Here is a 13,853-nt window from a genome sequence, read left to right on the forward strand (position 1 = left end):
CTATCCGCCTCAATCAACAGGCCAGATCAATGGCTTGCGGATAGTTCACGGCGACTGTCCCGAGTCCGGTGGTCCTCCTCGACCTGAGGGTTAGAAGCTTTTCCAAGCCTCTCGCGCAACGCCGAGACCTCGAGCCGATCGCCAGGGCGTTGCACTTACGAGTCGAGCGCCGTTCTTGAGCTTCTCGTGCACCACGGTCTTGCGATCAACCCTCGCATGCGTCCCGCTTCGACAGACTCGCCCTAAGTGAATTGCACCAGATTCGCACAGGCTACAAAGTGAACAGAGCTAACGGACAGATCGGGGAGCACGTCAACGAAGACTATGTCCGACGCCGCGTGCGAACTCCGATTGCTTGGGCTGACCTGGTCCGCTTGGATCCAAAGTCAAGCCCGCACCCGCTCGCTCTTCGGGTCATACATTGGTTTAAGCGAGACTTCGGCGGCAAAGCGCTCGCCAGCTATCTCAATCTCGTAAGAAGAGGAAAGGAGAGCTGCCTCGCTCTCACTTTTGCAAGGTACATAGCCAAGGCCGATGGCTCCTCCAAGCGTATGACCGTAGCTTCCGGAGGTGATGGTTCCCGCAATCCGACCGTCACGGAAGATGACCTCGTTGTGGTGAAGTAGTGGACTGGGGTTTTTCAGCCGGAACTGAACCAGCCGACGGTCGAGCCCCGCTTCACGTTTTCTCAGCACCGCATCTCTCCCAATAAATCCTGGCTTTGCCGTCTTGACGGCGAAGCCCAACCCCGCTTCGAGCACATGATCCGCGCTGCCAATATCATCGCCAAGATGCCGATATGCCTTCTCGATGCGGCATGAGCCAATGGCATGCAGTCCACACAGCTTGAGGCCAACATCTGCGCCCGCCGCCTCAATTACTTCGAAGACATGCGCGGCTTGATCAGTCGGGACGTAAATCTCCCAGCCCAGTTCGCCGACATAGGTCACTCTATGCGCTCGCGCCAAACCCATTCCGATTTCAATTTCCTGGAAGGTGCTGAAGGGATTGTTGCCATTGGAGAAATCATTCGGGCTAACTCTGCCGAGCAGTTCGCGCGAATTCGGCCCCATGACCGCGAGAACGCTTTCCGAGGCGGATATATCGGTGATAACGACGAACTCGTCGCCTACATGCCGCCTCAACCAGCACAGATCGCGTTGCAGATCGAAGGCCGACACCACGAGCAGGAAAGCAGTCTCGCCGAGACGACTCACCGTGAGATCGCTCTCTATCCCGCCCCGCTCGTTTAGCATTTGTGTATAGACGATCCGGCCGACCGGCACCTCGACGTCGTTGGAGCAGAGCCGTTGGAGAAACCTGCATGCGTCTCGTCCCTCCACTCGGATTTTCCCGAATGGACTCAAATCGAAAATACCGACCCGTTCACGCACCGCCACATGCTCTTCGCGCTGGTTTTCGAACCAGTTCTGGCGGCCCCAAGAGTACCGATATTCGCGCTCCTGGCCCTCTCGGGCAAACCAGTTGGGTCGTTCCCAGCCTGCGGCTTCGCCGAACACGGCTCGGCGCGCTCTAAGGTGTTCATGAATTGGTGACCGTCGAATTCCGCGCGATGTTGTCATTTGACGGGCGGGAAAGTGGTCGGCATAGGTAAGCCCCACGATCTCCGTAACCCGCTCCTTCAGGTAGGAACGATTCTTCTGAAACGGCTGCATCCGACGGATGTCAACTCCTGAAACGTCGAGAGGCGGTTCGCCGTCATTCATCCACTGCGACAGAATAAAGCCCGCTGGTCCTGAGCCGGCTATCCCTCCCGTGTTGTAGCCACATGCTACCCAATAGCCCCTCAGGTTAGGAGCTTCTCCTAGGTGGAAGCGATCGTCAGGCGTGAAGCTCTCAGGTCCATTGAAGAAGGTGCGAATACCAACCTTGCCCAACATCGGCATGCGCTTTAGGGCCTTCTCCATAATGGGTTCGAAATGCGCAAAATCCTCTGGCAACTGGTCAAAGCAAAAGCTTTCGGGAATGCCGTCCATACCCCATGGCTTAGCCTTCGGTTCTACCGCCCCAAAGAGGATCTTCCCTGCATCTTCTTTGTAGTACGTATGTTCGTCCGGAACCCGAATGATCGGCAGTCGTGTAAGCCCTTCTATTGCCTCCGTGATCAAATAGAAATGTTCACAAGCATGCAAGGGAATCGCCACGTCGCTTCTAGAGCCAAATTCCCGAGCCCACATTCCTGCACAGTTTACCACGTGCTCTGTTTCAATCTCTCCACGCTCGCCATTCTTCTCCCACGTCACGCTTGACACCCGGCCGTTTTTCGACCGAACGCCGGTTACCTTCACTCCTTCATAGATGGCAGCACCGCGTTGCCGTGCGCCCCTGGCAAGCGCCATCGCGACATTTCCTGGATCACATTGCCCATCATTAGGGAAATGAAGCGCAGCAGAGACGTCCGACACATTGACATGAGGGTACATTTCCTCAAGTTCGCTGGAGGAGATTTTTCGCACCTCTACCCCGAAGGCGTTCGCGACCGAGAACTGCCGCAATAGCTCGTGCTTCCGCTCATCGGTAAGCGCGAGAGCCAACGAGCCGACACGGCGCAATCCAGTTGAAACCCCCGTCTCTGCTTCCAAGCTGGAGTAAAGTTCCATCGTGTACTTTGCCATATTTGTCATATCGGCAGAGCCGCGCAATTCGCTCAGCAATCCGGCAGCGTGCCAAGTTGTTCCGCAGGTCAGTTGCTTACGCTCGAGCAGAATTACGTCGGTCCATCCGAGCTTTGTGAGGTGATATGCAACCGAGCACCCGGAAATACCGCCCCCGATTATGACCGCTCGGGCTTTAGCCGGCAGTGATTTCGCTCCAGATGAGTCGGCAACTTCGTTTAGGGTTGATGCATTCTTCATGGAAATTTAAGCTCCTAGTTAAAGGCTTTTCTCAACATCTTGCAGGTCAGTGGTCGGCCACGCGGCAAGGCGGAGCTCAAAGCGAGCTGGCGGCGGCCCCGGTGTTTTCTATGTTGGCGCGCGCGTTGGCGGGCGCATCGACGAGCCAGAAACCAAGCACGCGACGTTTATGAAGATAGCGGGCTCACTCGGACAGCTCCCCTTCGGCCTGAAAGTTTCAGCGTCGAGCATTGCTATTTTTGCCATTGCTTTCAGTGGGTAATTCATTCACCGAGAGGTGCCTACGTCAAATTCAGTCTATATATTAACGCCATCTGGTTTCGAGATTCTCGGTCCGGTGTAGGTGGAAATGGAGTGTCAGGACATCGCCGAGCCTTGTCCTAGCCACACCTGTGGCGTGGAAAAGAAAAAGGCGCGACGGGCAGCTCTGCGGGCGAGCGCCACAATCTTCTCACCCCGGCCGTTCTGCTTCACCTACGTTGAACTGGGAACGTACTCAGGCCATCCGGAACGGCGTCTGCGGTCTTGATCTGCTCAGTCCACTTCCAGGATGTGCCGCAAGGCTGGGAAAACGAGGCAAATCGCCGGTCGGTTTCTAAATGGCGCTGCGGGGCCATTGCCTGCAAACAGCCACTTAGTCATGGCGACAAACATCCGGAGGCAATGGTCACCGGCAAAGTTTGAGAATGTTAATCGAGATGATGCCCGTCATAGGCGGTTTTGCAGCTCCGGCAGAATGACGAAGAGATCGCCGACGAGGCCGTAGTCGGCAACCTGGAAAATCGGCGCCTCCTCGTCCTTGTTGATGGCGACGATGACCTTCGAATCCTTCATGCCGGCGAGATGTTGGATGGCGCCGGAGATGCCGACCGCGATGTAAAGATCGGGAGCAACCACCTTGCCGGTCTGGCCGACCTGCCAGTCGTTCGGCGCATAGCCGGCATCGACCGCGGCGCGGGAGGCGCCGACGGCGGCACCGAGCTTGTCGGCGACCGGCAGGATGACCTCCTGGAACTTCTCCGCCGAACCCAGCGCACGACCACCCGAGATGATGATCTTGGCCGAGGTCAGCTCCGGACGGTCGGTCTCGGAAAGCTTGTTCTCGACGAAGGTGGACAGGCCGGGATTGGCCGCGGCCTTGACGGTCTCGACCGCCGCCGAGCCGCCCTCGGGGGCTGCCTGGAACGAGGCCGTGCGCACCGTGATCACCTTCTTGGCGTCGCTCGACTGCACCGTCTGGATGGCGTTGCCGGCATAGATCGGCCGCTTGAAGGTGTCGGGAGCTACGACTTCGATGATCTCGGACACCTGCGCGACATCGAGCAGCGCTGCGACTCGCGGCGCGACATTCTTGCCCGACGAGGTCGCCGGCGCGATGATGGTGTCGTAAGCGCCTGCCAACGATACGACCAGTGCTGCCGTCGGCTCGGCCAGGCGCTCGGCAAGTTCGTCGGCCTCGGCCAGCAGCACCTTGCTCACGCCCTTGAGCTTGGCGGCAGCGTCGGCTGCCGGCTTGGCACCCTTGCCGGCAACCAGCACATGCACGTCCGAGCCGATCTGCAGCGCCGCCGACAGCGCCTTGGCGGTCTGGTCGGAAAGCGTTGCGTTGTCGTGTTCTGCGATGAGGAGAATTGCCATTTTTCTGTTCCTTTCCCGATCGCTTACAGCACGCCGGCTTCGTTCTTGAGCTTGTCGACCAGTTCGGCCACCGACTTGACCTTGACGCCTGCCTTGCGGCCACTCGGCTCCTCGGTCTTGATGACCTTCAGCCGCGGCTTGACGTCGGCGCCGTAGTCGGCCGGGCTCTTCTCGTCGAGCTGCTTCTTCTTGGCCTTCATGATGTTGGGCAACGAGGCATAGCGTGGCTGGTTGAGGCGAAGGTCGGCGGTGACGATCACCGGCATCTTCAGTTCCACGGTCTGCAGGCCGCCGTCGACCTCGCGCGTCACCTTGGCCTTGTCGCCGTCGAGCACGATCTTGGAAGCGAAGGTGCCTTGCGCCCAGCCAAGCAGTGCCGCCAGCATCTGGCCGGTCTGGTTGGAGTCGTCGTCGATCGCCTGCTTGCCGAGAATGACGAGGCCGGGCTGCTCGGCGTCGACGACGCCTTTCAGCACCTTGGCGACGCCGAGCGGCTCGGTCTGTTCGTCGGTCTTGACCAGGATGGCGCGGTCGGCGCCCATGGCGAGCGCGGTGCGCAGTGTTTCCTGCGCCTGCTGCGGGCCGATCGAGACGACGATGATTTCTTCAGCCTTGCCGGCTTCCTTCAGCCGGATTGCTTCTTCCACCGCGATTTCGTCAAACGGGTTCATGGCCATCTTGACGTTGGCCAGCTCCACCGCCGAACCATCAGCCTTCACGCGAACCTTGACGTTCGCATCCACAACCCGCTTCACCGGGACGAGAACTTTCATTCAGTCTCTCCTATTCCGCTCTGGCAGCGCCTACAACACGCTCCAGAAGTTAGCGCATTGGCGATCCATAAGATCCCCGCCGCTTCGTTGTTGATAGTGATATCTGCGGCCGTCACGCTGGCTGTCCGCTGGCTCAGGCAACCGTAACCAACGAAACTATCTGATGTAGCAAACGGAGTAGTTTTCAGAAGCGGTCGGTCCTCAGCGCGTAGGAGCGTGAGGTATTTTTATACTCATGACTTTTCTTCTGAATACGAGTTCGCACGCAAACTGGTGGGGACAGTCGAGCTCACATAGGCAACACTGTCTCGACCACATTTACCCAATAGCCTATCCCATAAGGCAAGGCTTCGTCATTGAAGTCATAGGCGGGGTGATGCAGAAGAGCGGTAGGTCCATTCCCAAGGAAGATAAAACTACCTGGCCGCTTCTCAAGCATATAGGCAAAGTCCTCCGCACCTATACGTGGCTTCATCTTATGATTCACCGATGCAGGCCCGACTAGGTCGCGTGCCGCCTTAGCCGCTAAAGTAGTTTCCTCCGTGCAGTTGACAGTGACCGGAACGGAGCGACGGTATTTGAATTCGATATCCGCGCCGAAGCCGCGCGCAATGCCCTGTGCGGCTGCCGCAATCTCTTGTTCGGCGAAGTCTCGCAGGGCTGGCACGAGAGTTCTGACCGTTCCGGCAATTTCAACTTGATCGGGAATGATGTTGTAAGCCTGTGCGGCCTTCAGCTTGGTGACGGAAATCACCAGAGACTCCATGGGGTCGGTTTTGCGAGAGATTAAGATTTGTAGGCCGACGATAATCTGTGCTGCTATGGTGACGGGATCGATAGTTCTATGTGGGTAAGCCGCATGGCCGCCCCTGCCCTTCACAACAATGTCGAAGTCGTCCTGCGAGCCCATGATAGGACCATCGCAGATGGCGAATTTGCCAATTTCCATGCCTGGCAAGTTATGCATGCCGAAAACCTGGGATATGTCGAAACGGTCCATAATGCCTTCCTGGACCATCCTTTGAGCTCCCGTCGGAAATTCTACTTCTTCTGCCGGCTGAAAGATTAAGGCGACGGATCCCCTGAAGTTGCGCGTACTCGCAAGATGTTTCGCAGCACCCAGCAACATAGCTGTATGACCGTCGTGGCCGCATGCATGCATTATGCCTGGGTTTTTCGAGGACCAGGATTTGCCTGACGCCTCAACGATTGGCAGGGCATCCATGTCCGCTCTCAATCCGATCGTCGGTCCATCTCCCCCTTGCCCCTGAATAAGTGCGACGATGCCGGTCTCAGCTATCCCCGTTTCGATATGATTGATCCCGAACGATGCCAGTTTATCGATCACGAACTTCGCTGTGTTGTGTTCCCGATAGTCGAGCTCTGGATTTTCATGGAGGTAGCGTCGCCACTCCGTTGCTTCGCGCTGCAAATCACGGAAGGACTCAACGCTGTGCATCTGAACGTTTCCCAAATTGCGTTTTTTGTTGGCCGATGTTCAGCTTCCAGGAGGGCTAGGTCAAATTCAGTTTGTGTATTGTGATCATCTGGTTTTCAGATGAACTCAGGGTGGTGAAAAGCCTGGGTAGGACCGCGACCGCGACCTGTCTTACCTGAGCGCAAGGCATCTGTCAGATGCGCGTTTTCGCCTTTGAGTCAGCGACTGGAATGCGTTGCTGTCGCGACGGGAAAATGGCACGTGGTCAGCACAGCAGCGGCAGCAAGCGCGGACTTGGTACGTGACGCGCAGCTTGAACACATCTGGCCGGACGCTTCACATGGGAGAACTGCCGCCTGTCTTCCGGCTCGAACCGTCGGAGTCCAATGCTGCGCCATTCTCCGGCGATTGAGATGGGACAGCAGCCCCGGAGGAGGATCGCCGGGCGCCTATCGCGGCAAGTTGACAAGCGGAGCAGTCGTCATGCGGCTGTTCGCGGTGACCCTCCGATCGAATAACCACCCCGGTATTTCCAGCCACCGGTGGGCCAGAAAGGGTGCAGCGGAACACCGCCAGGTCACCCTTCTTGATCGACCGCATGGAGAAAGACCTGCCGGTCAGCCCAGGGATGCCATGGATAAAGAAGTTCGCGATCAACATCGATCTGCGGGCGTTCCATGGTCGAGTTGTACGACGAGATCCATCCTCATTCAGCGCTCAGAATGCGTTCCCTGAGGGAGTTCATTTAGGCACAAATCTACTTGGAGCGACGACCAACGAACGGCTCCCGGCCGGCCTCACGCCTGCCAACGCGGTCTGCGGCGATCGGAGAAGGCCGCGATTCCGTCAGCGGCGTCGGTCGTTTCCCATACATCGGCCAGCAGAGCGACCGTCTCGCCGATCACTGCGTCGTCGATTTCCGACCCAAGTCGGCGCACAAGCGCCTTGGCGGCGGCGACCGCCCGCGGCGAGGCCGAGAGATAGGGCCGGACCTCAGCCTCGACCGCCGCCTCCAAGTCGATCGGCGGCACGACCCGGGAAACCAGTCCGAGGTCGCGGGCTTCATTGGCGTCGATTATCCTGCCTGACATGAAGACCCGCCGCGCCCGGCCTTCTCCCATCCGAGCCAGAACATAAGGAGAAATCGTAGCAGGGATGAGTCCTAACCGGACCTCGGTGAAACCGAACCTAGCGGTGTCGACGGCCACCGCAACGTCGCAGACGCTCATCAGGCCGAGACCGCCACCGAATGCCTGGCCGTTGATGCGGCCGATCAGGGGTTTGGGTAATTCGTTGAGCGCGCGAAGAGCCAGCGCCAGCTTCATGGCCTCGGCGATTCGCTCGTCACGCGCGGCGGAGGCCTGCGCCCGCATCCAGGCGAGATCGGCGCCCGCACAGAAGCTGTCGCCTTCGCCCGTCAGCACCACCGCTCGCACATTGTCGTCATTGGCGAGCAGTTCGGCGGCGCCCGCAAGTTCGGCGATCATCTGTCCCGACATAGCGTTGTGCTTGTCCGGGCGGACGAGGGTCAACGTAGCGACGCCGATCTCGTCGGTCATGATGCAGATAGTGTCGAAGATCATGGCCGCTCCTCTCTAAGGCTGCCCGCGAAGCGGGCCACCTCCTCCAATCGCTCCATGTCGAGGCAGGTCTCATAGCCCCGGCCCGCTAGCATTGCCGCGACGGCGAGGGTATCGACATTGCCGTTTGCTCCCACGGCGAAGGGGCAGCCGCCAAGTCCGCCAACCGCAGCGTCAAAGGTGCGTAGGCCCTTCTCCAAGCTTACCAGAATGTTATCGAGGGCGCGGCCCCCAGTGTCATGATAATGTCCAGCAAGTCTCCCGGCCGGCACCGCTTCCAACACAGCATCGAGCATGGCCGCGATGGTTGCGGGCGTTCCTTGGCCCGTGGTGTCGCCCAGCGAAATCTCATAGCAGCCCATATCAAGGAGTTCGGTCACAACCTTCACAGCGGCAGCCGGCTGTATCGGTCCTTCGTAAGAGCAGTCGGTGATGCAGGAGACATAGCCTCGCACCGGAATGCCGTCGGCGGCAGCCGCGGCGAGCACAGGGCGGAAACGCTCGAGGCTTTCGGCAATCGAGCAGTTAATGTTCCTGCGGCTAAAAGTTTCGGAGGCTGACGCGAACACGGCGACTTCGCCAGCCTTCGCCGCCCGCGCGGCCTCGTAGCCCTTCATGTTGGGCACCAGCACCGCATAGACGGCGCCGGGCGCACGACGGATGCCGGCCATAACCTCCGCCGCATCAGCCATCTGCGGCACCCATCTCGGCGACACGAAGGAGGTCGCTTCGATCATTTGGAAGCCGCAGTCGGACAGCAAGTCGACGAGCCGGATCTTCTCGGCGGTCGGCACGAGCCGCTTCTCATTCTGTAGGCCGTCGCGCGGCCCCATCTCGGCGATGCGAACGAATTCAACCATTCGGGTCGGGCCTCCGCCTCGAGAAAGAAGATCAGATCGCCGTAAAATCGGACTGTGTCAGCGCCGCCGTCGTGAATGTCGGTGACAAAAAGGCCGACACGATCTGTGCTTTTGCTAGGCTAGACATGAGGCTTCTCTTATTTTCCGACCAACCTCACATCGACGGGGTAGATCCCGCTTTCGTTCGCGATGATCGGGTTGATGTCGAGTTCTGAGAGATTTTCCATCCTCATGACCGCGAGGGAGACGGACGAGATAAATTCGGCAAGGGACCGCTTGTCGACTGGCCGATAGTTTCTGAAACCATCGAGGATCTTCGCAACACCCGTCTCGTTGATCATGTCCAAAGCTTCCGCCGGAGAAAGCGGCGCCGCGCGAAAGGTCACGTCCTTAACCGCTTCGACCAGCACACCCCCTGAGCCGAACAAGACCACCGGGCCGAAGACTGAATCGTTGACGGCACCCACGAACAACTCCAAGCCGTGATCCACCATCGGCGTGACGATGAAACCGAAGGTCGTCACCGGGGGAGCCTGGGACGCCATGGCCCTCGTGATGTCATCCGCGGCGGCGCTCGCCGCCTCTCGCGTCACGCCGAGGCGAACACCACCGACATCGGACTTGTGCACGATGACGGACGAGTCCACCTTCACCGCACAGGGCTTGCCAAAACTAGAGACTACCGAACTTACGGCCCCGGCATCGCTTGCCGCCGACCATTCGCCAGTGTCCACGCCCAGTTTCTGCAACATCTCGCGGGCTGTCGTCTCTGCCGATAGCCCGCTGGGAACGAAAACGCGGCGCGCGTCCGGTGCCAGCCTATCGGCATTGCTATTCTGTTTAGAAAGCCAATTAGCCCTTTCAAACAGTGCCTTGGACCCGGTCACGGCCCAATCGATAGAGGGGAAAATCTGGATGCCGCCGTTTCGTAAGATGTCGTGATTCTCCGGCTTGCGATTGCCGTAGCAGCTATGAAAAACCATAGGCAGGCCGCTGGCTTTCCGCAAAGCCACGATCCGCTCGGCCGCCGAATTCTCTGCTTTCAACAGAGATTCATCGAACCTTATGTGGTAGGCTCCAAACAACCCGTTTGTCAGAACGAGCCCTACCTGGGGATCTGACGCCAGAATTTCGATGCATTCGGGGAAAACGTCGGGATAGGCGTCAGCGGCGCTTGCAACATCAATCGGATTTTCGACACTGGCCTCGTCGCCGAGGACACTTCTCAGCTTGGTTTTGGTGTCTTCCGAGAGGGATGCTAGCGGCACCCCCGCCCGTGACAACGCATCAACGGCGAGTGTTGCGTGTCCACCACCATCGGTCAGAACCGCAATCCCGGTTTTTGGTTTAGGAAGTGGACTGGTTGCGAGAAGAGCAGCAACCGGCAACAACTCATCCGAACGATCGACTAGGGTTACGCCCATTTGCGCCAACACCTTTACGGCGATTTCGTCGGCGCCGGCAATCGAACCTGTATGGGAAAGCGCCGCCTTCCGACCCTCAATGGATCTCCCGCCGCGCAGCATCACAATCGGGCAGCTCAGCCCCACGCGTGCCGCCGCGTCAAGGAATCCGCGGCCGTCAAGAAAGCCCTCGTTGTAGATGGCGATTGAGCGGGTGCTTTCACGTCGGGAAAGCTCCTCGATCAATTCGCCATATTCGATATCGGTCTGGTTACCGAGTCCCGCGATGACATCGAAGCCGGGGCCATTGATGGAGCGACTGTCTTCGACGACCGAAAGCACCATGTTGCCGCTTTGGGTTAGAACACTGATTGGCCCACTCGGAGGCAGTTCCGGCAGGCCAATGAGGTCAGCCTGCACAGTGCAGTTCAGCATTCCCGATGTATTCGGTCCAATAATCCGGACCCCGCTTTTCTTTAAGGCATCAAGCAATCTCGTTTCCGCGGCAGAACCCTTGTCGCCTCGCTCACGGAACCCGTGCGCCAGAACCACTGCGCCGGCGATCCCTTTTTTACCGCACTGGATGAGGATATCCGGCACTTCCTCCGCCGGCCGAACGATCACCGCGATGTCCACACATTCGGGAAGGGCATCGACGTCGCTGAAAACTGGCAACTCGAGGATTGTCCCTCCTTTAGGATTGACCGGCAGGATCGGATAGCCGTAGCCGGCGTTCTTCAGCGCCTTGATGATCTGATAGCCGCGCTTGTCAGGGTTTGCCGAGGCCCCGATGATCGCTACAGAATGCGGCTCCAGTACTCGGCTCAAGGCTGTCGCTTCATTTTGGCGGCCTGTGGGAGCTGGCAATTCCGGCTCGCCATAGGCGAGTACGCCGTTCAAGGCCGTTGCTTCATTGTGGTGCCCCACGGTCATTTCTATCTTCCTTCGAAACGGGGCGAGCGGCGTTCCGCGAAGGCGGCGACGCCTTCTGCCCAATCGCTGGTTTCCATGATCGCCAGCAGGTCTTCGGCCTCGGCCCGAAAAAGCTTGTCGGGGCTTTGTGGTAAGTTGATCGCCGCCTTAAGACGAGCCATTGACAATGGTGCGTTCTTGACGATCCGCTCCACTAACGCCGCCGTGCGCTCCTTCAACTGATGCGCTGCCGGAGCCTCGGTTGCCAGGCCAATCTCCAGGCATTCTGCGCCGGTTATCCTGTCGCCCAGCAGCAAGAGTTTGGCGGCATTCCTCAACCCGATGAGCCTGGGAAGGCGGAGCGTCACACCTCCCCCCACATAGGTTCCAATGGCAATTTCTGGAAATCCGAGCTGGGCGTCCTCGGATATGATAAGAAAGTCAGCAGAGGTCGCGATTTCCGCCCCGCCGCCTAAAGCATAGCCGTGCACCTCGGCAATGACTGGCGTCTTCATCGTCTGAATTCGTTCGCACACGCGCTGCCCGAGCATAATATACGCCTCGCGCTCATCGCGCGTCCGTTCGCCGGATTTGTGGACCTTCAGATCAGCACCGGCACAGAAAGCGCGGCCGTTTCCGGACAGGATCACGCATCGGATCTCGGGGTCCTTATCTGCATGGTTCAGCGCATCCAACGTCTGTTGATACAGGGCTTCATTGACGGCATTCATCCGTTCGGGTCGGTTGAAGATAATGTGAAACGCTTGGTCTTCTTGCTTCGTCACGACTTCGTTCATGGACAATCTCTCAAGACGCTGATCCTGATACATTCGCCTCAAATCTATTGCGCGTCCAACATGTTTTGAGTATAGATCAATCGCGAATGAGCAATAATGTTACTCTCAGGCATTTACGGGCGTTCGTCGCGGTCGCGGAGCGTGGCGGGTATACGGCTGCGGCTCGCTCACTGAACATCGCGCAATCGGCTTTAAGCCGAACGATCGTGGAGGTTGAGGAGGAACTGGACACACGCCTGTTCGAGCGCACCACAAGAAGGGTGGTTCTTACGGCATCCGGCGAACAGCTGTTGATGAATGCGCGGCGTGTTCTTGAGGAATTCGACAGCGCGATGTCACGGTTCCAGCTATATCACAGCGGATTAAACGGGGTCGTGAGCCTAGCTGCACTTTCATCTGTTGCGTCTATCATGCTTCCGACATTCATTTCCGAATTCCGGAAAGGCAGACCCAACGTCAGAATCTCGGTGAAGGACGGTTTCGCGGATGAGGTTGTTCGCTACGTGCGCGACGGACAAGTTGATTTTGGTATCACATCCTTCCCAAAGGCAAGCGGACAGCTGATCTGTGAGCAGATCGCGGCGGATACTCTGGTGTGCATATGCTCGAAATCGCACAGATTTGTGGGATTGGAGACGGTGTCCTGGAACGACTTAAATGGCGAAGACTTCGTTGCGTTCGATCCATTGAGCAGCGTTCGCACTTGTGTTGATCGCGCTTTGCAAATTGCCGAAATCCAGCTCGGGACCATCACACAGGCTCGGGACGTCGGCACGGTTGCGGGCCTCGTATCCGCCGATCTAGGAATATCCGTCGTGCCTAGCCTTGTCCTGCCTATGATGCAGTTTTGTGAGATTACCCAAAAAAAGCTGGTAAGTCCCGCGGTCGAACGCGAGATCTATCTTGTCCATGATCCACAGACACCGATTCCTCCAGCCGCTGGATTTCTCATCGAAATGCTGCGGCATGCAGCGATGCATGGGTTCCGAACCCCGAACGGAGCAAGATGGGTGAACAAGCCGAAAGCTGAGCTGGCGAAAAAGAAATAGAAACCGAGCGGGCAAGAGCACCTTCTATCGCGCCACAGGACTTCCTGGTCAGGTCCTGTCATACCATATCCAATCGTAAATATTCGCTTTAGCCCTAGCAGCATGATATTTTGCCCGGCGGGGGCGGCACTCCTGCGGCAAGGGAAGCAGATTAATTATGTTGCGTATCGAAGTTCTTTGTCAGACCCCGTCGGTGAGTTCAACAAGGTTTATATCGAGCACACCAAGATTCGCGATGATCCGGTCGAGTGGTCCAATTTCAATTTAGTGTCACGCTCGCCTTTTGCTGGGCACATGTGCGCCGACGCTTCTATGAACTGGCGGCAGCCGGTCGCGCGCCGATCGCCAGTGAAGGCGCTGAGACGGATCGCCGATCTCTGTAAGATCGAGGACGGCATCCGCGGCCGACCGGCCGAGGACGCCGTGCGATGCGTCAGGAAAATAGCCGCGCTATCATCGCCGATCTCGAACCCTGGCTGCGCCAAAAGCTCGGCTTGATCAGCCAGAAAACCAAGCTCGCCGGGAGA

General features: G+C 58.2%; 9 protein-coding genes and 1 pseudogene. 2 read left to right on the top strand and 8 right to left on the bottom strand.

Features of this window, described 5'->3' with window-relative positions; all coding sequences use genetic code 11:
- Positions 1-386 precede the first annotated feature (386 nt).
- The 8 genes from EOC06_RS05205 to EOC06_RS05240 form a co-directional block, all read right to left on the bottom strand.
- On the bottom strand, positions 387-2,876 hold the full coding sequence (locus EOC06_RS05205; RefSeq protein ID WP_127270312.1) for an FAD-dependent oxidoreductase: 2,490 nt from the start codon (positions 2,874-2,876) through the stop codon (positions 387-389).
- Between the two features lie 708 nt (positions 2,877-3,584).
- On the bottom strand, positions 3,585-4,514 hold the full coding sequence (locus EOC06_RS05210; RefSeq protein ID WP_128307254.1) for an electron transfer flavoprotein subunit alpha/FixB family protein: 930 nt from the start codon (positions 4,512-4,514) through the stop codon (positions 3,585-3,587).
- Positions 4,515-4,537: 23 nt separating this feature from the next.
- The gene (locus tag EOC06_RS05215; protein WP_127273232.1) at positions 4,538-5,287 is read right to left on the bottom strand and encodes an electron transfer flavoprotein subunit beta/FixA family protein; all 750 of its coding nucleotides are present in this window, start codon (positions 5,285-5,287) and stop codon (positions 4,538-4,540) included.
- A 289-nt stretch (positions 5,288-5,576) separates the two neighbouring features.
- Entirely contained in the window at positions 5,577-6,746 is a 1,170-nt protein-coding gene (locus EOC06_RS05220) for a M20 aminoacylase family protein (protein WP_127270769.1), read from the bottom strand.
- 776 nt (positions 6,747-7,522) lie between these two features.
- A complete protein-coding gene (locus EOC06_RS05225) occupies positions 7,523-8,308 on the bottom strand; it encodes a crotonase/enoyl-CoA hydratase family protein (protein ID WP_206631155.1) in 786 nt (261 codons plus the stop codon).
- On the bottom strand, positions 8,305-9,165 hold the full coding sequence (locus EOC06_RS05230) for a hydroxymethylglutaryl-CoA lyase (RefSeq protein ID WP_127266839.1): 861 nt from the start codon (positions 9,163-9,165) through the stop codon (positions 8,305-8,307). The genes EOC06_RS05225 and EOC06_RS05230 overlap by 4 nt, the downstream gene beginning before the upstream one ends.
- A gap of 137 nt (positions 9,166-9,302) precedes the next feature.
- Entirely contained in the window at positions 9,303-11,501 is a 2,199-nt protein-coding gene (locus EOC06_RS05235; protein ID WP_127266838.1) for an acetate--CoA ligase family protein, read from the bottom strand.
- A gap of 2 nt (positions 11,502-11,503) precedes the next feature.
- The gene (locus EOC06_RS05240) at positions 11,504-12,277 is read right to left on the bottom strand and encodes an enoyl-CoA hydratase/isomerase family protein (protein ID WP_127266837.1); all 774 of its coding nucleotides are present in this window, start codon (positions 12,275-12,277) and stop codon (positions 11,504-11,506) included.
- Positions 12,278-12,363: 86 nt separating this feature from the next.
- On the opposite strand from EOC06_RS05240, the gene EOC06_RS05245 reads away from it, so the two are divergent.
- Together EOC06_RS05245 and EOC06_RS05250 are read left to right on the top strand one after the other, a co-directional pair.
- Complete coding sequence (locus EOC06_RS05245; RefSeq protein WP_127266836.1) at positions 12,364-13,326, top strand: LysR family transcriptional regulator; 963 nt, start codon at positions 12,364-12,366, stop codon at positions 13,324-13,326.
- Positions 13,327-13,595: 269 nt separating this feature from the next.
- A pseudogene (locus EOC06_RS05250) lies at positions 13,596-13,847 on the top strand (transposase); the annotation flags it as partial.
- Between the last annotated feature and the right edge of the window lie 6 nt (positions 13,848-13,853).

This window comes from Mesorhizobium sp. M7A.F.Ca.MR.362.00.0.0 (genome assembly GCF_004023175.1).
Classification (GTDB): Bacteria; Pseudomonadota; Alphaproteobacteria; order Rhizobiales; family Rhizobiaceae; genus Mesorhizobium.